The sequence below is a fragment of the Kribbella sp. NBC_01484 genome (assembly GCF_036227145.1).
Taxonomy (GTDB): domain Bacteria; phylum Actinomycetota; class Actinomycetes; order Propionibacteriales; family Kribbellaceae; genus Kribbella.
The window spans coordinates 627688-651174 of sequence record NZ_CP109437.1 but is presented as its reverse complement, the minus strand read 5'-3'; the positions used below and the strand labels follow the sequence as shown (position 1 = coordinate 651174).

Here is a 23487-nt window from a genome sequence, read left to right as displayed (position 1 = left end):
GGCACCAGACCCACACGGAACGGAGCCTGCGGCACATGCGGGTTGGTGGGGGACAGACCCAGACGGAGCTCGACCAACGGGGGACGGGGAGCGCGGCGACGGGGTCTGTGGAGGAACGGGGCCTACGGGGAACTGTGGTTGAACCAATGGGTGAGCCCGACCGTTGAGCAAGTAGAGGTCGGGTTTGCTGAGTTGATGGCTGAACTGCGCGTACGGGGAGCTTGGCCCACGGGGGATCAACGGTGGTCGGGGACCAGGCTCCATGGGGTACGGGCCTGCGGGGGAAGTGTGGGTTGGTGGGGACTGCGCGTACGGGGAGCTTGGTCCACGGGGAACGGGGAACGGGGTCCGCGGTGGGATGGGAGTTCACGGGGGGAATGGGGCTCCGCGGGGGTGGGGTCCCACGGGAACTCTTGGCGGGGGAGCGGGTCGGCTTGTCGAGTCGGCCCGCAGACCCTCGGCCGCGGCGCCGCGATAGAGGCCTCGTAGTAAGCAGACTTCCTGGGCCCGGCGAAGGGACGACCGGCTACCGGCCCCGCACCCTGGTCCGCGAGGTGGCGCGTTCTGTTAGCCGGGGAGTACGCCGTACTTGATGAGTTCTTTTTCGACCAGGTGGAGGTCTTGCTGGCCGGGGAGGGCGTCGATCTTGGCGTCGACCTTGCGGACTTCGGCCAGGCCCTGCTCGCCGCCGTACAGGTAGCCCAGCATGTGTTTGACTTCGGTGGGCGGCATGATTGTCGAGCCGACGATTCCCCAGCCCTTTGAGAGGGCGAAGCGGGCGATCTTCTGGGCCTTCTTGCTGCGCAGGAGTCGGTCGCGGGCTTGGCTGTTGTAGAAGGCGACGTGGCGGGTCTCTTGTTTGACGATCCGCTTGAGGATCTCGGTCAGGACCGGGTGGCGCTCGGCCTGGATCAGGCGGGTGTACGCCGAATGGGCGCACCACTCGTTGATCGCACCCCACGCCATGTGGGTTGCGACGAAGTCCTCGCCGATGATGTTCGCCAGCAATGATTGCCGGATCGGCGCCAGGCGGTCCCGCCAGCCGAGGCGGGAGCGGACCGCGCGGGTGTGTTCGGGGCCGGTGGGGACGCCGTGCCTCTCGAGAACCTCGTCGAGCACTTCGCCGTGCCAGTACTCCTCGAGGTTCCACATCGTCAGGAAGACGGTCACCTCGGGGTCGGCGTGCGACGGCGTGACGAGCAGATCGCGCAGGTAGCAGACGGTGTGGGTCTCCACGTCGCTCATGTAGCTGAGGCAACGGAGCGCGTCATTGGACAGCGGCTGGGTTTCGAACGTGGACATGTCGAGGTCGTCCCAGCGGATGCGGGTCGAAGTCTGGGCGTAGTGATCGATGTCGAAGCTCACGGACATCCTTCGGCACACTAAGGCGACCGGATGGTCGCAATCCGACGACTGACAACGAGCGTACGACCTCCCGCCGACCGTCCGCCACGAACTTCTCCGGCAGCGTCCTGCCACTCATCCGACCCTGCGGGGTACGTACAGGCCTTCGGGCCGAGCGGGCAGGCCTGCCCACTCGGGCCGTTGTGCCGGCTGGGTAGTCCCAGGTGTCGGGCTCTAGATAGGTCGCACAGTTCTACATGTCTGGCGCTAGCTGGGCCGAGCCGTGGTGGTGAGGTGGTGGCGGGCTTTGGTGGCTAGGTGTTGGACTGTGGGGTCCGTGTCGGTGGGTAGGGCGTCGATGGGGAACCAGGCTAGGTCGTGGGATTCCTCGCTGACGACATATTTGGTGGCTGCGGTTGCGGTGACGAGGAACTGGACGTCTAGGTGGAATGTGCCGGCGCAGCCGCCTGCCAGGATCTGGTGGCGGGAGAGTTGGAGTGGGGCCGGGGCGATCGTCAGGTCGGGTAGTCCTGATTCCTCGGTGGATTCGCGGAGGGCGGCGCCGGCCAGGGTGGTGTCGCCTTGTTCGCAGTGGCCGCCGAGTTGGAGCCAGCGGCCGACTGTCTTGTGCAGGGTCAGAAGGATGCGACTGCCCGACGCGTCGACTACTAGAGCGCTCGCCGTGATGTGCTCCGGGCGGCAGCTTCGCCACATGCCGTCCGGGTGCTGCGCCAGATGCTGCAGGTAGTGCTGTCGCAGCTTCTCCTGTTCAGCATCGGGCGCAGTCCAGTTCTCCAGCGTCTCTACCGCATCACCATGAAGCACCCGGCAAGTCTCCACCATCCGTCGCTCGGGCCGGGGTGGTGCGTTCTACTTGCCGTCGTCGCCCTGGGTGGGCGGCTGGTCCGACGGGCCCTCGTCCGGGAGGAAGTCGGTGATGTCGATGTCGGCCAGCTCGCCGGCGTGCTGGGCGAAGCCGATCGGGTCATCGAGGTCGGCAGCGCTGGGCAGGAGATCGGGGTGCGACCACAGTTCGTCGCGTCCCTCGACACCCCGGGCGTCGCGCACCGCGGCCCACAGGTTCGCCGCGTCACGGAGCCGGCGCGGCCGCAGCTGGAGGCCGACCAGCGTGGCGAACGTCTGCTCCGCCGGCCCACCAGCGGCACGACGCCGTCGTACTGTCTCGGCGAGCTGAACGGCGGACGGCATCCGGTCCTTGGTCGCCTGCCGTACGACGTCGTCCACCCAGCCCTCGACCAGTGCGAGGGCGGTCTCGAGCCGGACCAGGGCTGCCTTCTGCTGCTCCGAATCCTCGGGCTCGAACAGGCCGCCCGCGAGCGCCTCCTGCATGGCCTCCGGGTTCTGCGGGTCGATGTCGGCCATCGCGCTCTCGATCTTGGAGGTGTCCACCTCGATGCCCGCGGCGTAGTCCGCCACCGCGGCCAGCACGTGCTGCCGCAGCCACGGCACGCCCGCGTACAGCCGCTGGTGCGCGACCTCGCGCAGAGCCAGGTAGAGCCGCACGTCCTCGTCGGTCAGCCCGAGGCCCTCGGCGAACTTGGCGACGTTGTCCGGGAGCAGGATGGCCTGACCGGTGGGACCGAGCGGCAGGCCGATGTCGGACGAGCTCACGACCTCGCCGGCCAGCTCGCCAAGCGCCTGACCGACCTGCGCGCCGAAGACTGAACCGCCTAGCTGGCGCAACATGCCGGCCATCGGCCCCGCGAACTGCTGAGCCTCGGCGGGGAGCGCGTTGCCCATCGCTCCGGCGACGTGCTCGGCGACCGGGTCGACGATCGTCTGCCACACGGGCAGCGTGTTCTCGACCCATTCCGCGCGGCTCCACGCCGCGGAGGTGGCAGACACTTCCGGCAGCGTGGTCGCCTCGTCGAGCCAGTGCTCGGCCAGTCGGACGGCGTCCGATACCCGATCGGTGTCCGCAGGCGTGATCGACCGGTCTCCGGCGGCGGAGACGGTCTTGCGGGCGATGTCCTTGGCCAGGTCCCAGTTCACCGGCTTTCCGTCGGTGGAACCGCTCAGCAGCTGCTGGACCTGGGCGAAGATCGCGTTCAGGTCCGGGGTGCCGCCCGCGCCGGCCGCACCGGAGAACTGCTGGAACATGGCCTCGAACGGAGTTCCCTTGAACGGGTTGTCCGGTTCGTCGCTCATCGGAGTGGGCCTTCCTGTGCGGGTGGGGCGTACAACTCCAACGTACTGGTTCCACCCATCAGTTCCGCCCCCGGCGAACGCTTTACCGTTCCAGTTCGCCCCGGGCAGAGCCGCCGCCCGCCCGCAGGCGGCGTGGGGCGTCGGTAGGTGAGCGAGGCAACAGTCTCCCGGGGTGCGCATCACGACACGGACAGCAGTCCCGAGGTACGTCGCGGCGTGGTCTGGCGCGGGTACGCCGGCAGGCGGCCGAATAGGTGGAAATGGGAGGGGATGTGCGGGTCTGGACGGGCGGGAGGGAGAATCGGGTGGGTGAGGGATGGTTCGGGGTAGGTGTGCGGGCGGGGGACTGCTGGGAATGAGGATTGGATGAGCGACACGATCAGGCTGCTGGACATCCGCGAGGATGCGTTGTCCAGCGACGAGGTGCTGGCGGCTGTCGCCGACCCGACCGCTGGTGGGACCGCTCTCTTCATCGGGACCGTGCGCAACCACGATCAGGCCAAGCCGGTCGATCGCCTCAGCTATGAGGCTCACCCGGACGCGCTGGACCACCTGCGGACGGTCGCGGAGCGTATCTGTGCGGACCCCGCGGTGACCGCTCTGGCCGCCGTACACCGGACCGGAGACCTGAAGATCGGGGACACCGCGGTGATCGTGGCTGTGGCCGCCGCGCACCGTGATGTGGCGTTCGCCGCGTGCCGCCGGTTGATCGACGATCTCAAGGCCGAGGTCCCGATTTGGAAACACCAGCACTTCGCCGACGGTGCCAGCGAGTGGGTCGGCGCTCACTGACACGTACGCTGGGCGCATGAAGGTGGCCGGATGAAGGTTTTGGCGTGGCTGGCGTTCCCGCTGGTCGCCACGCTGCTGGCAATGTGCTGGGCGGCGTGGCGTGGGCGGAGCCGTGGTCCGCGCCGGTCCGGTGGCGCCTTCGCGTCGGTCGAAGACTTCCGTCGTTTCAACGAGGCAATCGCCGCTCCCGGACCCCGCGCGACGCCTGAACGCCGCCGCGGCCTCGGCCGCCGGGCTGACACACCGTCCACCAAGATCGCAGGGCAGGGTTCGTGACACGTCGTACCGCCACATTGGTCGCCTCGATCGTCGTGCTTGTCATCTCGCTCGGACTGGTCACCGCCTTCCCGGTGCCGTTCGTCTCGTTCAGCCCTGGGCCGGTCAAGGACACCCTGGGTTCGACGAAGAACAAGCCGGTCATCGAGATCAGCAACCACCAGACCTTTCCGACGACCGGGCAGCTCGACCTGACCACGGTGTCGGTTACCTCGCCGGACCGGCAGCTGACCCTGCCGCAGGCGATGCGGAACTGGCTCGACCCGCACCACGACCTGTTCCCCCGCGACATCATCTATCCGCCGGACCAGAGCGCGGACCAGGTCGAGCAGCAGAACACCGCCGAGATGACCGGCTCGCAGGACAGCGCGATCGCGGCCGCTCTGCAGGCGGCGAAGGTCCCGTACCACGCGAAGGTCACGACGGTCGCGAAGGACACTCCGGCGGACGGCAAGCTGAAGCCCGGTGACATCGTGCTGGCCGTCGACGGCCAGACGGTGACGCAGGTCCCGCAGGTCGGCGACTTCGTCCGCCAGCACAAGGTCGGCGAGAACGTCGTCTTCCTGATCCAACGCGGTGGGGCCGAGCAGACCGTGCAACTGAAGACCGCGGCCACCCCGGGCGAGCCGACCCGTCCGATGGTCGGTATCACCATCGGCGTCGACTCGCCGGTCAAGGTGACGATCAACCTCGGCCAGGACATCGGCGGCCCGAGCGCGGGTACGGCGTTCGCACTGGCCATCTACGACAAACTGACACCGGGCCCGCTGCTGGACGGCAAACATGTCGCCGGCACCGGCACGATCGACGCGCTCGGCCAGGTCGGCGCGATCGGCGGCATTCAGCAGAAGATCGCCGGCGCCAAGAACGACGGTGCCACGGTGTTCCTGGTCCCCGCTCCGAACTGCGCGGCGGCACTGCACGCCGATGTGAAGGGCATCCAGTTGGTGAAGATCACCACCCTGAGCGACGCGATCGCCGCATTGCAGGCGGTCACCGGCGGAAAGGGGGATGTCCCCGCATGCACATCCTGAGCCACGTGTACGCACCGGCCAGCCGAAGTGGAGATCTGCCGGCATGGATTCCGTAGGCACTCTTCCTCCTGACGCGCTCAGTCGCGCAGTGATCGAGATCGAGAAGCACGTGAGCAGCGCGGGCTGGGACCAGCCCGCGCAGTTGTTCGCGCTGGTCCCGACCGAGGAACTGCTCCGCGCCGAGCCCCAGCTGGCGGCGGAACTCGGCACCGAGGATGCGTCCCAGCCGCTGACCCCGGTTGCCCAGGGTGAGCTGCCCGGCGTTCTCGAGGACGAGCACCTGGCCGACGCGCTGGCCCGGATTGAATGGCCCGACGGCGTGACCGGTTGTGCGCTCGCGATCGAGCGGATCGTCCTGCCGGCCTCCGCCGAGGCGGGCCTGTCCAGCGTCGAGTCCGACGCCGAACTCGCCCGGATGGCCGGCAGCGACCCGCGCCGGCACGAGGTCCGCATGATCGCTGCGGTGCTCCGCGAGGGCGACCGCTTCGGCGCCGTCCGGCTGCGCTCCCACGACGAGGACAGCGCCGTGCTGACCGGCACGGACTTGGTCCCCACGCTTTGCGAAGTACTGTCATTGACATTCGAACCTTCGGTCGGTAGCCGGCCGGGCCGGGGTCCTGGGGTCGACGGCATGAGTGACGACGAGGAGAACCGACGATGAGTGACGGCGTCTACGACATGCCGGAGGAGCCGCGGCGGCCGCGGCGAACATCTGGAGGACGTCCCCGGGCCCTCCTGCCGACGATCGCCACGCTGATCGTCCTGCTGATCCTCTTCAGCGTCTTCACCGATGTCTGGACCCAGCGGCTCTGGTACCGCTCGGTCGGTCTTGGCTCCGTGTTCAGCACCGTGCTCGGGACCCGGGTGCTGCTGTTCTTCGTGGTCGGTCTGCTGATGGCGACCGCGGTCGTTGCGAACATCGTGATCGCCTTCCGCACCCGGCCGCGGGTCGCCCTCGCTCCGTCGCCCAGCCCCGGCTTCGAGCGGTACGGCGATCTGCTGCAGCAGCGCGGGAAGATCGCCATCGGCGTGGTCGCGACCCTCATGCTGGTGTTCGGCGGCTCGGCCGCGTCGGGGGAGTGGAAGGTCTTCCTGGCCTGGCGGAACCGGACTCCGTTCGGCGTCACCGACAAGCACTTCAACAAGGACATCGCGTTCTTCGTCTTCGACTACCCGTGGCTGCGCGTGCTGCTCGGCTTCGGCTACTCGATCGTGCTGCTCTCGCTGGTCGCCGCGATCATCACCCACTACCTGTACGGCGGTTTCCGTCCGTCCGCGAAGGGCCAGAAGGCCTCCGGCGCGGCGCAGGTGCAGTTCTCGGTGCTGCTCGGTCTGCTCGTCCTGCTCAAGGCCTTCAGCTACTGGCTGGACCGGTTCGGCCTGACGACCTCGGACAGCAGACTGTTCACCGGTATCTCCTACACCGGCGATAACGCTGTCCTGCCCAGCAAGGAGATCCTGGCCGTCATCGCGGTGCTGTGCGCCGGCCTGTTCTTTGCCAACGTGGTCCGCAAGACCTGGTTGCTGCCCGGCGTGGGCACGGTCGTGCTGATCCTGTCGGCGATCCTGCTCGGTGCCCTGTGGCCGGCCGCGCTGCAGCAGTTGCGGGTCCGTCCGAGCGAGCCGGTGCGCGAGGCGCCGTACATCACCAAGAACATCGAGGCGACCCGCCAGGCGTACGGCCTGGAGAAGACCCAGGTCATCAACTATGCGGCGAAGACGACGGCGACGCCGTCCGAGCTGCTCGCTGACACCGAGGTGCTGCCCGGGATCCGGCTGATCGACCCGACCGTGGTCGGTCCGACCTTCGAGCAGCTCCAGCAGGTGCGTGGCTTCTACTCGTTCCCGACCGATCTCGACGTCGACCGGTACAAGATCGGCGACAAGGTCAACGACACCGTGATCGCGGTCCGCGAGGTGCAGGTCGATAGGTTGCCGGCCGGCCAGCGCAACTGGAACAACGACCACACCGTCTACACCCACGGTTACGGCGTCGTCGCTGCCAACGGCAACCAGCGCGCCGCGGACGGTACGCCGGTGTGGTCGGAGAAGGACCTGCCGCCGACCGGCGACCTCGGTGATTATGAACCGCGGATCTACTTCGGCGAGCAGTCGCCGGATTATTCGATCGTCGGCGGCCCGAAGGGTGGCCAAGCGGTCGAGCTCGACACCCCGGAGGGCAAGAACGGCGGGGACCCGACACTCAACACCTACCAGGGCAAGGGCGGTGTCCCGATCGGCTCGTTCGGCAACCGGTTGCTCTACGCAACGAAGTTCCGGGACGCGAACCTCCTGCTGTCCAGCCGGGTGAACACCGACTCGAAGATCCTCTACGACCGCAGTCCGCGGGAGCGGGTCGAGAAGGCGGCGCCGTGGCTGACACCGGACGGCGACCCGTACCCGGCGATCGTGGACGGTCAGGTCGTCTGGATCGTCGACGGCTACACCACCTCGGCGAACTACCCGTACTCCGAGAAGGTCGCCCTGGACGACAGCACCCGGGACACCACGACCGGCCGCGGCACCATCGCGCAGCAGCCGAGCGAGCAGATCAACTACATCCGCAACTCGGTCAAGGCCGTCGTCAACGCGTACGACGGATCGGTCCAGCTGTACGCCTGGGACGAGAGCGACCCCGTCCTGAAGACCTGGATGAAGGCGTTCCCCGGCACGGTGAAGCCGCGCGCGGACATCTCGCCGCAGCTGATGTTGCACCTGCGCTACCCGGAGGACATGTTCAAGGTCCAGCGCGACCTGCTGGCCAAGTACCACGTGACGGATGCCGGCACCTGGTACCAGAACAGCGACCTGTGGCGCGTCCCGGCCGACCCCACTGCGGTGACGTCCGGCAGCGACTCGTCCACTCAAATCAAACAACCGCCCTTCTATCTCTCGTTGCGGATGCCCGGTCAGACCGATCCGAAGTTCTCCCTGACGTCGGTGTACGTGCCGAACGCCGAACGCGAGAACCTCACGGCGTTCATGGCCGTCGACTCCGAGGCCTCGTCGCCGGACTATGGCCAATTCCGGATTCTCCGATTGCCAGGGAACCTGCAGATACCCGGTCCAGGACAGGTCTTCAACAAGTTCCAGACCGACGACGGCATCAGAACGGCGCTGCTGCCGATCAACCAGCCGACCAGCGGCGCTAGAGCCCAGTTCGGCAACTTGCTGACGCTGCCGCTCGGTGGTGGCCTGCTCTATGTCCAGCCCGTGTACTCGGTCCGGACCAGTGGACCCGGTAGTTATCCGGTGCTCCGGTACGTGCTGGTCTCCTTCGGTGATCGGGTCGCCTTCGGCGCGACGCTGACCGAAGCGTTGAACAAGGTGTTCAACACCAGCGTCGATACCGGTGAGCAACCCCCCGGTTCGAAGACGCCGACCTCGCCGGTGAACCCGACAGTCAAGCAGGCGCTGGCCGAGGCACAAGCCGCGTACACGGCTGCCCAGGCTGCCCTGAAGGCGAGCAACCTGGCCGAATACCAGATTCAGGTCAACAACATGAAGGCCGCGATCGACAGGGCGGTGGCAGCCGGCGCTGCACCCACCACCCCGGCGCCGACCGGGACACCGACGACGACACCGTCCGGAACCCCGGCGCCACCGAGTCCGTCGACGTCACCGACCGGCTGATCCACAGGCTGCTCCCGGGGCGGCGACACCGACACCAGTCGGCGTCGCCGCCCCATTTCGTTGCCTAGAGCACCGGTGTCGTGCAGGTTGCCTACGACATCACGTCTCCGGATGGAAGCCGGCAGCCGTGTCGAGAACGTCCTCGTCGGTGAAGCGGTCGTGGTCGATCGTGACCTCGGCCGCTACCCCCGGCGCGACGAAGTAGAACACCTCGTCCCCCGTGAACAGGCCGTCGTACCCACCGACCTTGACCGGGGTCAGCTCCCAGCTGTCCGGATCCTTCTCCTCGTACTCGATCAGGAAGGTCTTCAGCGCCTCGAGGTCGGTGAGCTTCTCCCCGCGGAGCGTCTTCACGGTCAGATCGACCTTGAACGCACCCTCCGGATCCGGGCCGGTCTCCCAGACCCGGCTGTGGAAGCTGACGTCCTCCCACTCGTACTCGAAGTCGCTCGGCGTACCGATGCCGTCGGGTAGGTGCTCGATCACGAAGCCGTCCAAGGTGCATGCCCTTTGCTCAGTCGATGGAGGTGCGACGGAGTACGCCGGCTCGATCGCGCTCGCCGCCGTCGCGGTGGTCGTCCAGGCGCCCAGTGTGGCGAGGACGACCGCGCTCCCGATCACGATACGACGGGTCGACGGCACGACTCGGGAACGAAGGGAAGAACGCGACATGGTTGCCTCCTGGGAACCGCGACGCCCCGCCTGCTGCGAAACGCCTTCTTGCCCAAGAAGATGCAGCGATCACCACGCCGCCCGGCCGACGAATTCGAACCTGTGGACAACCCGGCCCGATCAGTACCCGATCAGTCGATGCAGCCGATGGAACGTCTGCCGGAACCCCAACCTCGGCCACGTGCGAGACGACAGCAGGTTCGTCACCCGCCAGTCGGTCACCACAGATGTGTACCCGGTATCGGCCGACCACTGCAGCACAGCCTCACCCAACGCCCGCCCCGCGCCCAGCCCTCGAGCGGCCGGCAGCACGGCGGCGAACCCGAGGAAGCCGGCGTTGTCCGGCCGAGCCAGCCCGGTGTGGCTACTGGACTTCTCCAACGAACACCCGATCGACGACCCGATCACCTGACCGTTGTACTCGGCAACGAAGGTCGCATAGTCCTGGTCGTCGATCGACTCCTCCCAGTCCGCCAGCGCCTCCTCGAGCGTGGGCATGCCCCCGGCGGAGAACACAGGCGAGAGCCCCTGGTGCTGAGGCAGTACGAGATCCAGCTCCGCGAGTACGGCGATGTCCTCGCGCACCGCCCGTCGTACGACGAGATCCCGCGGCGGAAGTGGTGTGGTCAGCGCCGGCTGGATCGCGTGGGCATGCTGCGAGCCGAAACCCAGCCGGAACCACGCGTCGATCAGCTCCGCGTCGTCGGGCACGAGCACGTAGTGCGCGATACGGCCGTCGTCCACCCACTTGGTGGCCGCAGCGGCGTACAGATCGCGGATGTGTTCAGGCTCACGTACGGCGTGGCCCGCGGACTCCACCCAGATGTTCGGACCCCACACGGGTGACGTCTTGGGAGCGGCCAGCAGATAGCCGGTCACCTCGTCGCCTTTGGTCAGCACCGCACCGGATGCGCTCTCGCTCTCCCACACGGCGGTGACCTCGACCAGGGCGAGCTGCTCGTCCTCATACTCGGCGGGGAGCAGAGGGTGACGCTTGCGGTGGTCCTTGTGCCGCTGCGCGAGCAGACCGGCGGCCGCACGCAGATCCGCCTCTTCGAACGGCCGGATGACGTGTCTCGACATACCCGGACGGTACGCCGCCCGGCCGCCGCTGACACGCGTTTTTCACCGTGCCGGAGCCACACCGGGACCCGATTTGGTTGCTCAGCCCCGATCCTCTAAACTAAAGACACAACGACGCGGGGTGGAGCAGCTCGGTAGCTCGCTGGGCTCATAACCCAGAGGTCGCAGGTTCAAATCCTGCCCCCGCTACGAAAGAAGGCCCGGACCAACAGGTCCGGGCCTTCGTTTTGCTATATGGGGTCTGACCTGCGCGTTTGCCGCACATGAGACCTTCGTGGCGTGGCCCCCGACAGCGAGTCAACATCCGCCCGCCGGACGTAGCGCGGGCTGATCAGGAGGGATTCGTACCCCGATTCGTACCCAGAGCCGGACTGGAGAGGTGTCTGCTGCTCACCTGACGCGCATCTGCGTCCTCTACCTCGATGGGTGGCCCGGTGTGCTGTCCTGATCTCGACACCAGAGGCGGCTCGGCGCCTACGCTTGAACCATGCATGCAAACGAGTCCCTGCCCGGTGACCTTGCTGGTGACGTTGTCTCGTCTTTGCTGCCTGGGGCAGGGCCGCTTGTGTCCCGCATGTGGGGAGCAGTGGCTGGCGAATTGAGCAGGAACCGGTCGCAACCGCTGAAGGCGGCGGTGACAACCTCCGGACTAAGCCGAGAGGACCTCGCTCAACGGATCGCAGACCAACCGGAGCTCGTCCCACTCGTGACGCGCCTCCTCTATCAGGCAGCGATGACAGGCCAGGGACCGCTGCTCGAGGCGATGGGCGCGGCGTTTGGAGCGGCCGCACAATCGCCAGGTCGCGCCTCGGATTATGAACTTGTCCTGGCCGGTCTAAAGGACGTCCGCGGTGAGGGTGTCAGAGTCCTGCGCGAGATCCGCGATCGACCTGGGCGTTCTCGATCCGGCCCCGCGGTCCCGGTGTACTGACGCTGCACCCCAACGGTGTGAGTGCCCTTCTTCAGGTCGCCGGTCTCATCCACCACTAGCACCGCACCCGGGTCGGCCAGGTGATCGACGACATAACTCCGCAGGTCATCACGCACGGCATCGGCATCCCAGGCCGCGCGAGCCAGCAGGTGCTGCATACCATCCGGCGACGCCTCACCGGCGTGCTCGGCGATCGTCCAGCAGTTCACCCGCGGCAGCCCGGCCAGCAACCCCAGCAGGAACAACCCGACTCGCCGACGCGGTTCGACCCGCGCTAAACGGCACGCGATCCGCTCAACCAGTTCGTCGAAACTACGCTGCCAACGATCAGGGTCTACGCTATGGTACGCAGCCACCGCGCGACCGTCTTGAGTCCACACAACCCGAGATCATCAACCGGTGGCTGCGCTACATCCCGGACCGCCACACCGCGACATCACGAACTACGGCTGGAGTACTAGTGGCCAGAATTCGGTGGTCGTTACGGGGTGTTCGATGCTATGAAAGACCTTGTGATGCACCGAGATAGCTAGCCCGCACGCCTACTTGCTCTGTCGCGCTGCGGGCCAACCGATTTCGCGTGTTTGCGCACGTCGGGCCCGACCTCCCTGTGACGGTGAGGTCCAGTTCAGCGCGCTCTCAATCACGCGAAAGGACTTGATCTTGTCAGCATCACCCTCTCGATCGTTCGAAGAACTGATCGAGGAAGCAGTGTCCGTGCCGATCGAAGGCTGGGACTTTTCCTTCCACCGGGGCCGCGTAGAGGATCAACCACTGCCCTGGATCTATCAAGACGTCGCCGGCAATCTGGTCGCACAGGCATCCCGTGTTCTTGACGTAGATACCGGAGGCGGTGAGATCTTCGGCTCGCTACGCCCGCCGGCGGGCAGTGTGGCGGTCGAGCCCTACCGCCCGAATGTAGCCGTCGCCTCCGGTCGACTGGAACCACATGGCATCCGGGTGATCGAGCGCGAAACCCCGAGGCTGCCAGTGGACGACGGCGCCTTTGATCTCGTGCTGAACCGCCACGGCTACCTGAACCCCGCAGAAATGCACCGCGCACTCGAAGCCGGTGGCCGGCTCCTGACCCAACAGGTTTGCGCCATCAATGACGTCGAGTTCAACCAAGCGCTCGGAATTCCACCCGACGTCGATCCAACCATTCCGTCCACGCTGGGGCAGTTGGTCGATGATCTCCAGCACGTCGGGCTTGTGGTCGACGATGCCCGAGAGGCAGCCATCACTACGCGCTACCTCGACATTGGAGCAGTGATCTACCAACTGCGCATCGTTTCCTGGCATGCGCCCGGCTTCGACCCTGATCGTCACCGCTCCGAGCTGCGGCAGATGCACGATCAGATAGTCGATACCGGCGGGTTCGAAGTACGCAGCCGGCGATTCCTCGTGCAAGCCAGCAAGTGAGATAGCCGATCAAGATGACCGGGCCGCCCCGAGGCCCGTGGGCTGCCCGGTCATCGATCCCCTTGTGCAATGGCCCCAAAGTAGTTGGCGGATGTTGCTTGGCCTGTTGGAGCGCTGCGGTGGGGCGAGCGAATGCTGAAGTGTCAGCCGCCTCCTGCGTGTCGCTGCTCGGCGACGGCTCTAGCCTCGCCATCACAGGCGCGCACACCCTGCCCACCGCGCTCACCGAGCACCGGTCGGCCACACCGCCGCCTTCGGCCGGTACGAGACCGTCCACCGCGCGTCAAGCCGAAACAGCGCGCTGTCAACCGGTCCGCGGCCCTGCTCGTCCCGAAGACCCGGCTCGGCCTCGCCACCCGCAACCTCGCCGCGCGCCTCTGGCCCAGCGGCCCATGACCCCGAGTCGAAGACTCGAAAGGAAGCACCGTGCAATACATCCCTTTCTCAGTGATCAAGTCGATCCACGAGCAGACCCACTCGGCGATGCCCGAACGCGCTCGTCGCGCACGTGCCGCGCCGTCTCGTCGTCGCCCGCTCCGCGCTGTCCGGCGAATGCTGCACTGGCCTGCTCCGAAGCAGCCGACCCTGGAGCTACCGGCGCTGGCTCACGCCGCCCCGGAGCAGCCGACACAGGCGGCCCTGGAGCGGCCGACACAGGCGCTCTCTGCACCGCACTGGTCCGTACCGTCGCAGCTCGATTGACGCTGGTCTCGCCTACCGCCGAGCCGCACGAGTCGACGTCCGGCTGGGCGAAGCTGTTGGCAGTCGGTTTCCTCCAAACCAGACATCGGCCTTTCCCCCGGGTGCGCACATGCGCCGACAGCCCAATGTGCCCGGGGCGATTGGAACACCTGCAGTCTGAGGCCCCTATAGGGCGCGGGCCCTCGCGGCGTTAGTCAAGTAGTCCGTCGGCCCTGGCTGCCATTTCGATCAGTTCACCCATCGCGTCCGCCATTGCGCGGTCCGTGCCCCGCGACTTGTGGGTGTAGATCTTGCCCGTGACCGTCACGTCCGCGTGGCCGATCCGCTCGCTGAGCGTCTTGATGTTGTGGCCGGCGTCCTGGGCGATCGTGGCGTAGGTGTGGCGTACATCGTGCAGTCGAATTCGTGGCACGCCCGCCTGATCCACGAGGCGGTTGAACCGTGCGGTGATCGTGTCGGGATGCAGCGGCCGTCCTTCCGGACCGACCATCAGGTAGTCATGGTTCGGATAGCTCTCCCCAAATGCCTCCCGTTCTTCGTTCATTCGGTCGATGTAGCTCCGCAGGTGGCGAACGGTGAAGCTGTCGGGCGAGATATAGCGCTGACTCGCTTCGGACTTTCCGTCCGACGCCTGCGCCCTTCCACGAACCACCACCCGTGTGTCCTCGATGGTCAATGTGCCGTTGTCCAGATCGACCATCTTTCGCTCGACGCCGGCCAGCTCGGATCGGCGCATTCCCGTAGTTGCCGCGAGCACCCACACTCCGTTGTAGCGATCCCGGAAGCCGACACGTAGAAACGCGCCGAGCTGTGGCGGCGTCCAGATGGTGTGCTGCTTCTTTGCCGAACGCCTGCCGCGCTCCCGTGGCAGAGCGGCGTGTACCGCCGGATTGGCGTGCAAGTAGTCCCACCGCACGGCGTCCTTCAGCGCGAGTTGGACAACGACGTGTACGTTCCGCACCGACTTGATGCTGAGGCCAGGGGAGTAGTCGGCCGGGATACGTCCACGCTTGTATCGGCGTACCGCCTCGCGTGCCGCATCGAGCTTTGTGAACCACGCCGGGTTTGATGCACACCTCCTTCGTTGGGAAGGTGGCATTCATGCCGAGCAAGTACGACGAGCAGACCCGGGCCAAGGCGGTTCGTCTGGTCATCGAGCATGTTGATGATTACGACTCTGAGTGGGCGGCGGTCAAGGCGGTGTCGGCGCGGCTGGGGATGACGTCTGAGACGTTGCGCCGCTGGGTGCGACAGGCGCAGATCGACACCGGTCAGGCCAATGGGGTGACGTCGGGGTCGGCGCGGGAGATCCGTGAGTTGAAGCGGAAGAACGCCGAGCTGGAGCGCACGATCGAGATCCTGAAGGCGGCGACGAGTTTCTTCGCGCGGGACAGCGACCCGCGACAGCGGTGATCTGCCGGTTCATCGCCGAGCACAAGGCTCGGTTCGGGGTCGCTTCGATCTGTGCCGCGCTGTCCGCGCATGGCTGCCAGATCGCCCCGAGGACCTACCACGCCTGGGCCAGGCGGGCGCCGTCGAAACGTGCCCTGTGGGACCTGGCCGTGACCGAGTTGCTGGCCGGGTACTACGAGCCCGACGAGCACGGCCGGCGCCCGCCGGAGTCGCTGTACGGAAGCCTGAAGATGTGAGCTCACCTGCAACGCGACGGCGTTCAGGTGGCGCGCTGCACGGTGGAGCGGCTGATGCGCGTCAACGGGTGGCGTGGGGCGACCAGGGCGAAGAAGGTCCGCACCACGATCGCGGACCCGGCCGCGACCCGGGCGCCGGACCTGGTCAACCGGCAGTTCGCCGTCGAGGCGCCGAACCGGCTGCTGGTCGCGGACTTCACCTACGTCCGGACGTCGACCGGGTTCTGCTATACCGCGTTCGTCATCGACGCCTTCGCCGGGTCGATCGTCGGCTGGGAGTGCTCGACGTCCAAGCACACCGCGTTCGTCGAACGGGCCATCGCCCAGGCCGCGGCACTTCGCACCAGGCAGGGAAATCTCCTGCAAAACAAGACGATTCACCACTCCGACGCCGGGTCGCCCAGTACACCTCGAAAGACTTCGCCGCCTTGTGCAACCGGCTCGGGGGCACCCAGTCGATGGGCGCCGTCGGGACCAGCGCCGACAACAGCCTCGCCGAATCGTTCAACGCCACTCTCAAACGGGAAGTCCTCCAAGACCACAACTCCTGGCCCAACCAGGCCACCTGCCGTCGCCAGGTCTTCCGCTGGCTGGCCAGGTACAACACCCGCAGACGCCACTCCTGGTGCCGCTACCAGTCCCCGAACACCTACGAAACCCTCTACCCCGCTACGCTCCCGTCAGCGGCGTAATCCACCACCCGTGTCCACGAACCGGGGGTAAGGCCCGCTCGAGATGTCGACTTCTAGGGTCCCTGTGCTGTTCCCGTCCTGGGTGCGTGAAAGGGTGTTGCTGGACCGAGTTGGCCTACCACCCGGGCACCCGTGGAATGATTCACTGCTAGCCTGGTAGGCGGCCTCATGATCCAGGGTCTGGATCCGGATCGGGCGCCGGGGCACTAGCGTTCTTCGCGGGCTTGCGTGGGTACCGCACACCGATCATCTCGATTGCGTGGCTGGGGATCACGACGCGCTGCCAGCCGCGATCCGCGAGCGGGATCAGTTCGGGGTGACCCGGCAACTCCATGTAGAGCGGTGGCACAAGGATGATCTCGCGGTCGGCGACTTCGGAGTCGGCGGTGTAGCCACGGACCTGGCCGATGAATCGCGGGCCGCTGGTCAGCTTCACCCACAGCGCCGTGTACGTGCCCTCAGGTTGATCCTTCCGGAAGGTTTGCACCCATAGCGAGCGGCTCGTGAGGTTCGGGGTGTCGTGAGGCGACTTCAAGATGAGGTCCAGCACCCAAGCGGCCAGCATGGCGATACCGGTCGCGACGAGAGCCGTCACCACGACATGGCGAAGCTGGCTGGTGAGGTACTGCTTGTCTGTGACGGCCCTGTCCAGCGCCACGAATGCCCGTCCCCACCTCAAGTGGAGCACCGTTACCGCAGCTAGGCCGATGATGCTGAACCCCAGCGAACCGAGAGCAACCCGGCTGATCTCGCGAAAAGCTGACTCAGACGCGCCAACCCGCCGGCTGCTCGCCAGCAGATCGAAGAGCAGTCCAGGCGCTACCAACAGCAGGAACAGGACCAGCGTCAACCAGCTGGTCGGCAGCACTGTTGTGCTACTCCTCGGTCGACGCGGCCGACGGAGCAGACGGCGTTGACGGCTCTGGAGCAGGCTCGTAGACGCTCATCATGGACATGAACTGTCCGTCGTCTGGTTGGGCGGGCTCGACGTTGAACAAGTCCGCGCTCTTGCGCGTCTCGCTCAGATCGATCCGGTTGTCTTCGTACGCAGGTTCGTTCGGTCCATCGGTCATGCATGCCTCCAGGCGCAGGTCGTTCCCGCAACACGATAGAGGCCGGCACCGACCAAAATTGCGCACGCCCGGTGCACTTCCTCCGCCGCTGGCCGCAAGGCTCGTTGTGGCCGCAGTCGGCTGGCTAGTGCCTCGTCAAGCAACGTTGGGTAGGTAATCGGGGCGGCGGATCTTGGAGTCGATGGCGAAGTGTCGTTTGGGTTGGGCGTGCTTGTTGCGCCAGCGGACGTAGCCGGCGATCGCGGTTTCCTGGGCGGTGTGGCTGGGGTAGTCGCTGCCGTCGAGGGTGAAGTACCGCAGCGCGGTGAACTCGCACTCGATCCAGTTCAACCACGACGCGTTGCTCGGGGTGAACACCAACTCGACGTCGTTCAGACCGCACCAGTCGACGACCTCGGCCTTCTTGTGCGGCCCGTAGTTGTCACACACGACATACAGCTTCCCGGCCGGGAACCGGTCCCGGAGTTGCTTGAGGAACCCGAGGAACTCCCGCCACCGCTTGCGGTCGCGGAACCGGTAGAACATCTGCCCGGTGGCCAGGTCCAGCGCGGCGAACATGTGCCGCACCCCGCCGGTGCGGTTATAGGTGGCCCGCAGCCGCGCCGGACCAGTGGCGGGGAACCAGCCCCGGCCCGGCCTGGGCTGAAGGTTCAGCGGGCCGAACTCGTCGGCACAGATCACGTGCCCATCGGCTGGTGGATCGTCGTACAGGTTAAGAACGCGGGCCATCTTCTGGGCGAAGTCCGGGTCCTTGCTGGCCTTCCACGTCTTGGTCGCCTGCCACCTGATCCCCGCCGCACGGAGGATCTGGCGCACAGACTCCCCGCTGATGCTGATGTGCTTGTAGTCGGCCAGGTATTCGACCAGCTTCGACAGGCTCCACGTCGTGAACGGGAGCCCCAGTTGCTGCGGCGGGGTCTTCGCGACCCGGCAGACGGTCTCACGAACTGGGGGGCCGAACCTCTTCGGTCGGCCCCCGCTCCATTTTGGGTCCAACGCCGCGAACCCCTGCTCGTTGAACGCGTGGATCACCTCCCGCGCGTACTGCGGCTTCATCGCGAACATGCCCGCCGCCTCCACAGCACTCCGCCCTTGGGCCGACGCCAGCACGATCCCCGCCCGGCGAAGCCGAACCCGATCCCTCGTCGTCCGAGTGATCCGCACCAGACGCTGCGCCTCCTCAGGTTCCAGCGAGCGCACGAACACCTCAGGCTGTCGAGCCATCACCACCTCCGCCAGCAAGCCTCCAGACTCACCACCAGACCGGTCAACCCGACACGGTTACAACCCCAACGTTTCTTGACGAGGCACTAGCATGCCCGCCGTCGCACCACCGAAGTCCACCTCCTCGATGAGCAGCCAGCCGCCGGGACGCAAAGCGGCTGCCAGGCGCTTCACAACCTGTTCTCGGTCGGCCAGGTGCTCGACCACGGCCCGGGCATGGATCAGGTCGAAAGCGGCCTCATCGAGTGGATCGCTGACGATGTTGTGGGTTCGCACCTCGAGGTTGGCCCGGCCGTGCACATCGAGGAATCGCGTGTCCAGGTCGGTGGCGAGCACGTGGCCCGCCTCGCCGACTCGATCGGCCAGCCATATCGCGATGCCGCCCGCGCCAGAGCCGACCTCCAGGCACCGCCATCCGGTCGTGAGGCCGAGACCGTCCAGCAACCGGCGGGAAGCGCCGTCATAAAGCGACTGCAGCGCGGTCAGCCGATCGCGTTCCTTTTGCCATGCCTGGTCGAACACATAGGTACTCATGGCTGTCAGGATCGACGCGAACCAGCGCCCTGTCGTTGGGCTAGCGCGCAGACGTGTTGGCAAGGCGTGCAGATCTGCGGTACTCCGCAGGAGGCATGCCATGGGCGGAGCGGAATGCCCGGCTGAAGTCCGCACCGTTGGTGAACCCCCAGGAGGTCGCGATGGCTGCGACCGAGCGGGACGCCAATGCAGGATCGGCGAGATCACGGCGACACTGCTCCAGCCGTCGCTGCCTGATGTAGCCGGCCACTGTCAGGCCCTGGTCGTGGAAGAGCTGGTGCAGCGATCGCAGGGATATGTGATGGGCCGCGGCCACGGCGCTCGGGGTCAGCAGTGAATCTCCCAGGTGTTGGTGAATGAAGGCCTGCACGGCGGTGAGCAAGGCGTGCCGGCGGGCCTCGGGCGCGCCCCACCTGTCGAGCTCCAGCTCGTGCGCCAATCGTGTCGCCAGGACCTCGAGCGCGGCCGTGGACAGCCGCGCCGCCTCCGCTGGGCTGTAGTGGTCCACGTTGCTGGCCAGTTGAAGCAGGAACTGCGATGTCAGATTACCGAGACCGGTGGTAGCCCCGAAACGCGTAGCGGTGAGGCTCGGCAGTTGATTCCGCGACAGCGGCAGCAGCGACGGCGGGAACATGAACGTCAACAAGCGGCTCGGCGCATCCCGGTCGACCGCGCAGGCCACCTGGTAGGGCCGGCGGGTGTCGTAGAGGGCGAAATCGCCTGTGGATATCCGCGCCTGCCGGCCATCCTGCGTGACGACACTCGAGCCTTCTCCGCACACCAAGAGCATCTTGAGCAAGTCCGGATCCTGCTGCTCGATCAACTTGGGCGTGCGGATCACCGTGATCGGCATGACGTCCATCACCACGACCTGCAGCGGTCCGATGCCGCTGGCGCGGAACACACCCCAGTACGCGCCGCCTGTATCCGCGCGGCACTCCATCGGCACCCAGGTGGCGGCGGTCATCTCCCGCGTAGTCGAGGCGATCGGCCACGGGTACTTCATCAGTGCGGATCAGCGTGCTCATCGGATTCTCCCACCCACGCCCTCTCAGACTACGCCGCTGAAGCGCCGGCATTCGCTGGGATTTGGCCTCGACGGTGGGGTACGGCGCCGGCCATGCTGTGCGCACTGCCTCGTTGGTGGGGTCGGGTACGGCGACCCGCTGTGCGAGGTGTCCGCGACGGCGGTTGGTGAAGTAAGCCGCACTCATGACCCAGAGGTCGCACGTTCAAATCCTGCCCCCGCACACTACCCAGAATGACCGCGCGGCCGCAGAGTGCTCGCCCGACTTCGACAGCTGGACTCTGCTGCTGGCGTGGGAGAGCCTTTGAACATGTCTTCGGCGGGGGGACTGGTGGGTCGGGAGGCCGAGCTTGCCCTGGCTGCGGCTGCCGTGCGCGATCTCAGCGAGGGCAGGGCGTCGGTGCTGGTGATCGAGGGGGAAGCCGGCATCGGCAAGACCCGCCTGGTGGAGTGCGTCGTCGATGCCGCGCGTTCTCGTGGACTTGCCGTGTACGGCGGCCAGGCACATCCCTTCGAGCGCACCCGCCCGTTCGGTGTGGTCGCTGCGGCTCTTGGTCTGAGCCGGCGGTCGCCTGATCCCCGGAGGGCTGCGATCGGCGAGCTGCTGGGCGGCCGGGGCTCGGGGGAGCCTGCGCTCGCCGCCGGCGATATCCAGTACCGGGTCGTCGAGGAAATCGTGGACCTGGTCGAGAGCACGTACTCCGAGAGCCCGATGCTGCTCGTGGCCGAGGACATCCACTGGGCCGACAACGCAAGCCTCCTGACGATCCTGTCGGTGGCACGCCAGCTTCCCCTGGCCGCGTTGCTTGTCGTGGTGACGGCCCGGTCCTCGCCGCAGCCGGCTCAGGTGGAACGGCTGCTCGCTGATCTGGCGGCCGGAGGCGCGCGCACCCTGCGGCTTCAGCCGTTGTCGTCCGACGAGGTGGCCGAGCTCGCCCGCGACGTGCTCGAAGGATCTCCTGGCCCCGCCCTGACCGCCATGCTGGCCAAGGCCAGTGGGAACCCGCTGTGGGCCGTGGCCATCGTGCGCTCACTGGCCGATGAAGGACTGCTGCGACGCACCGGGGACATCATCGACGTGACGACCTCGGAGCTGCCGGCCTCGCTGGGTGACCTCGTGGTTCGGCGGCTTCGCGACCTGCCCCCGGCAACGCTGGAACTGCTGCAGGTCACGGCTGTTCTGGGCGATGCCGTTTCGCTTCGCGACGTCGCCGCTGTCACCGGCCGGGCGCCGGCCCAGGTGGTCGGGCAGCTCAGCCCCGCGTTCGATGCTCAGCTCCTGGACGAGGCGGACGAACGCATCGTGTTCCGGCACCAGCTCGTGCATGACGCGATCTACCAGCACGTGCCGTCCCCGGTCCGCCGCCTCCTGCATCGTGAGGCAGCGGTCGTGCTCATGGCCGGAGGCGCTGATCGACTGGAGGTGGCGGACCATCTGATCCTCGGCGCGGAGCGGGGTGACGAGCAGGCGGTTGCCTGGCTGCGGGATGCCGCCCGGGAGGCGTCGGGTCGGGCGCCGTCGGTCACCCTCGAGCTCATGCGCCGCGCCGAGGCGTTGCTGCCCGGCGGTCATCGCGAGGCGGATCTGGTGTCGGCGGAACTGGTCCAGGCGCTGCTGCGCGCCGGGAAAGTGGCCGAGGCGTCGGACCGCGCGCAAACAGTGCTCGCCCGGCACCACGCCACAGATGTGGACACACCGTTGCGCGTTGCGCTTGTCAGTGCACTGGCCCTCCAGAACCGCACTGCCGAGCTGGTCGCCGTCGTCCAGGCCAGCCTCGCCGGCTCTATCCGGCTTCAGCCGTCCGACCAGGTGCTGATGCTGGCCCAGCAGAGCTGGGCTCTGACCTACACGGGCGACCCGCGGGCGGGTGAAGTGTCCGCCGGCGAGGGACTCGCCATCGCCGAGCAGGCGAGCGATCCGGCGATGACGGTGTGGGCACTGACGGCGTTGATGGTGGCGGTGGGCCGGCAGGGCCGCTTCGGTGAAGCGCTGACCCACGCCCGGCGGGCAGCTCTGCTGGCAGCCGACTCGCCCGACACGAGATCGCTGCCGCTGCAGCCGAAGTTCTTCCTCGGTCTGGCGCTGTTCGACTGCGACCTTGTCGGCGAGGCGCGAGCGGCGTACCGAGCTGCTCTGGACGACGAGTTCGGCGCGGGGTGGTGGCTCAGCGAGACGCTCATGGCCGACGCCCAGGCGTCCTTCGCCATCGGGGAGTGGGACGACGCTGTACCCGGCCTCATCGCCGGCGGCCAGGCCGCGCAGGAGAAGGGCAACCCACTCCTGGTGTCTCAGTCGCTCGCCTATCGGGCGATCATCGCGACGGCCGTGGGAGATCACCGGGCCGCTAACGAGCTGACCGCCGGAATCGCCACCTCGCTGGATGGCGACCAGCTGAGCTACAACGCTGGAGTCCTCGCCTTCGCGGTGGCCGGGCTGCGGGCGGCCGAGGGCGACCATCAGGCTGCGTACGACCTGCTCCTGCGGTGCTGGCGGTTCGACGCGGCACGGGAGAGCCGTTTCTACCATCGCTGTCTCGCGCCCGACCTCGTGCGCCTGGGCCTGGCGCTGGGTCATCGTGACATCGCGGCCGAGGTGGCGGGCGCCGTCGCGGAGGGGGTGGCCCTTGCACCGGAGGTGCCGACGGTGCAGTCCCTGGCGCTGCGCTGCCAGGGAATGGTCGACGGCGAGGTGGAGCCGATGCTCCAGGCGGTCTCGCTCGCGCGCCAGGCGCCGCTCCTCGTCGAGCACGCCGGCGCGTGCGAGGACGCGGCGAGGCTGCTGGCACAGGGTGGGCGGCGCGACGAGTCGGCGGCGCTGCTGACGGAGGCACTGGAGCGCTACGAGCAGGCGGGCGCCGATGCCTGGGCAGGCCGCGTCCGGGGGCGGTTGCGCGCACTCGGCGTCCGGCGTGGCTCGCGTGGATCGAGACAGCGGCCGGTGGCGGGCTGGGAGAGCCTGACCACGACCGAGCAGGCGGTGTCGCGGCTGGTGGCAGAGGGACTCACGAACGGTGCCGTGGCCAGGCGGCTCTACATCTCGCCGCACACCGTGAACACCCACCTCCGGCACGTGTTCACCAAGCTGGGCGTGTCGAACCGGGTCGGGCTCGCCGCCGTCGTACATCACGCGGTCGAGTGATGTCTTCGCCGCTCGCGGCTCACAGAATCAACGCAGGCAGCGACTCGCGCTGCAACCACGGACAAGGGGTGTCACGGTGGACCACGCTGCG

The 23487-nt window shown here is 67.2% G+C and carries 19 protein-coding genes, 1 tRNA gene and 2 pseudogenes; 10 read left to right on the top strand and 12 right to left on the bottom strand.

Annotation, left to right across the window (positions count from 1 at the left end):
* Window positions 1-567: 567 nt before the first annotated feature.
* The 3 genes from OG555_RS03065 to OG555_RS03055 all read right to left on the bottom strand — a co-directional run bounded on the left by OG555_RS03065 (window position 568) and on the right by OG555_RS03055 (window position 3513).
* Window positions 568-1365, bottom strand: a complete 798-nt coding sequence (locus OG555_RS03065; protein WP_329480957.1) for a ferritin-like domain-containing protein — start codon at window positions 1363-1365, stop codon at window positions 568-570.
* Between the two features lie 246 nt (window positions 1366-1611).
* Window positions 1612-2169: an NUDIX hydrolase gene (locus OG555_RS03060; protein WP_329480955.1), complete on the bottom strand. Its 558-nt coding sequence runs from the start codon at window positions 2167-2169 to the stop codon at window positions 1612-1614.
* A 45-nt stretch (window positions 2170-2214) separates the two neighbouring features.
* Window positions 2215-3513, bottom strand: coding sequence for a zinc-dependent metalloprotease (locus tag OG555_RS03055; protein ID WP_329480953.1), 1299 nt, complete (start codon window positions 3511-3513; stop codon window positions 2215-2217).
* Between the two features lie 366 nt (window positions 3514-3879).
* Between OG555_RS03055 and OG555_RS03050 the strand changes: the two genes are divergently transcribed.
* The 5 genes from OG555_RS03050 to OG555_RS03030 all read left to right on the top strand — a co-directional run bounded on the left by OG555_RS03050 (window position 3880) and on the right by OG555_RS03030 (window position 9248).
* Window positions 3880-4305: a molybdenum cofactor biosynthesis protein MoaE gene (locus OG555_RS03050; protein WP_329480951.1), complete on the top strand. Its 426-nt coding sequence runs from the start codon at window positions 3880-3882 to the stop codon at window positions 4303-4305.
* Between the two features lie 30 nt (window positions 4306-4335).
* Window positions 4336-4581 carry a hypothetical protein gene (locus OG555_RS03045; RefSeq protein WP_328518674.1) on the top strand — a complete coding sequence of 82 codons (246 nt, stop codon included), beginning with the start codon at window positions 4336-4338 and terminating at the stop codon, window positions 4579-4581.
* Complete coding sequence (locus OG555_RS03040; RefSeq protein ID WP_329480949.1) at window positions 4578-5615, top strand: YlbL family protein; 1038 nt, start codon at window positions 4578-4580, stop codon at window positions 5613-5615. Before OG555_RS03045 ends, OG555_RS03040 begins: the two co-directional genes overlap by 4 nt.
* Window positions 5616-5703: 88 nt before the next feature.
* Window positions 5704-6276, top strand: coding sequence for a PPA1309 family protein (locus OG555_RS03035; protein ID WP_329480947.1), 573 nt, complete (start codon window positions 5704-5706; stop codon window positions 6274-6276).
* Window positions 6273-9248 (top strand): UPF0182 family membrane protein, encoded by a 2976-nt coding sequence (locus tag OG555_RS03030; protein ID WP_329480945.1) that lies wholly within the window; start codon window positions 6273-6275, stop codon window positions 9246-9248. Before OG555_RS03035 ends, OG555_RS03030 begins: the two co-directional genes overlap by 4 nt.
* A 99-nt stretch (window positions 9249-9347) precedes the next feature.
* On the opposite strand, the gene OG555_RS03025 is transcribed toward OG555_RS03030, so the two are convergent.
* Both OG555_RS03025 and OG555_RS03020 read right to left on the bottom strand, forming a co-directional pair.
* The gene (locus OG555_RS03025; RefSeq protein WP_329480943.1) at window positions 9348-9920 is read right to left on the bottom strand and encodes a hypothetical protein; all 573 of its coding nucleotides are present in this window, start codon (window positions 9918-9920) and stop codon (window positions 9348-9350) included.
* A 120-nt stretch (window positions 9921-10040) separates the two neighbouring features.
* Window positions 10041-11003, bottom strand: coding sequence for a GNAT family N-acetyltransferase (locus tag OG555_RS03020; protein WP_329480941.1), 963 nt, complete (start codon window positions 11001-11003; stop codon window positions 10041-10043).
* A 115-nt stretch (window positions 11004-11118) separates the two neighbouring features.
* On the opposite strand from OG555_RS03020, the gene OG555_RS03015 reads away from it, so the two are divergent.
* Window positions 11119-11192 (top strand) — tRNA-Met (locus OG555_RS03015).
* Window positions 11193-11890: 698 nt separating this feature from the next.
* On the opposite strand, the pseudogene OG555_RS03010 reads toward OG555_RS03015, so the two are convergent.
* A pseudogene (locus OG555_RS03010) lies at window positions 11891-12290 on the bottom strand (transposase); the annotation flags it as partial.
* A gap of 361 nt (window positions 12291-12651) precedes the next feature.
* Between OG555_RS03010 and OG555_RS03005 the strand changes: the two are divergent.
* Both OG555_RS03005 and OG555_RS03000 read left to right on the top strand, forming a co-directional pair.
* Window positions 12652-13356: a class I SAM-dependent methyltransferase gene (locus OG555_RS03005; protein WP_329480939.1), complete on the top strand. Its 705-nt coding sequence runs from the start codon at window positions 12652-12654 to the stop codon at window positions 13354-13356.
* Window positions 13357-13782: 426 nt separating this feature from the next.
* Window positions 13783-14058, top strand: coding sequence for a hypothetical protein (locus tag OG555_RS03000; protein ID WP_329480937.1), 276 nt, complete (start codon window positions 13783-13785; stop codon window positions 14056-14058).
* Window positions 14059-14248: 190 nt separating this feature from the next.
* Here OG555_RS03000 and OG555_RS02995 read toward each other — a convergent pair whose 3' ends face one another.
* Window positions 14249-15019, bottom strand: a complete 771-nt coding sequence (locus OG555_RS02995) for a tyrosine-type recombinase/integrase (RefSeq protein ID WP_329480935.1) — start codon at window positions 15017-15019, stop codon at window positions 14249-14251.
* A gap of 140 nt (window positions 15020-15159) precedes the next feature.
* On the opposite strand from OG555_RS02995, the pseudogene OG555_RS02990 reads away from it, so the two are divergent.
* Window positions 15160-16399 (top strand): annotated as a pseudogene (locus OG555_RS02990) (IS3 family transposase).
* A gap of 166 nt (window positions 16400-16565) precedes the next feature.
* Here the strand turns inward: OG555_RS02990 and OG555_RS02985 are convergent.
* From OG555_RS02985 to OG555_RS02965, 5 genes are all read right to left on the bottom strand, one after another.
* Window positions 16566-17249: a DUF6338 family protein gene (locus tag OG555_RS02985; protein WP_329480933.1), complete on the bottom strand. Its 684-nt coding sequence runs from the start codon at window positions 17247-17249 to the stop codon at window positions 16566-16568.
* Between the two features lie 25 nt (window positions 17250-17274).
* Window positions 17275-17472: a hypothetical protein gene (locus OG555_RS02980; RefSeq protein ID WP_329480931.1), complete on the bottom strand. Its 198-nt coding sequence runs from the start codon at window positions 17470-17472 to the stop codon at window positions 17275-17277.
* Window positions 17473-17607: 135 nt separating this feature from the next.
* Complete coding sequence (locus OG555_RS02975; protein WP_329474876.1) at window positions 17608-18696, bottom strand: IS630 family transposase; 1089 nt, start codon at window positions 18694-18696, stop codon at window positions 17608-17610.
* A 57-nt stretch (window positions 18697-18753) separates the two neighbouring features.
* The gene (locus OG555_RS02970; protein WP_329480929.1) at window positions 18754-19230 is read right to left on the bottom strand and encodes a class I SAM-dependent methyltransferase; all 477 of its coding nucleotides are present in this window, start codon (window positions 19228-19230) and stop codon (window positions 18754-18756) included.
* Between the two features lie 40 nt (window positions 19231-19270).
* Window positions 19271-20197, bottom strand: coding sequence for a helix-turn-helix domain-containing protein (locus tag OG555_RS02965; protein WP_329480927.1), 927 nt, complete (start codon window positions 20195-20197; stop codon window positions 19271-19273).
* Between the two features lie 370 nt (window positions 20198-20567).
* On the opposite strand from OG555_RS02965, the gene OG555_RS02960 reads away from it, so the two are divergent.
* Window positions 20568-23396, top strand: a complete 2829-nt coding sequence (locus OG555_RS02960) for a helix-turn-helix transcriptional regulator (RefSeq protein ID WP_329480925.1) — start codon at window positions 20568-20570, stop codon at window positions 23394-23396.
* The last annotated feature ends 91 nt before the right edge of the window (window positions 23397-23487 follow it).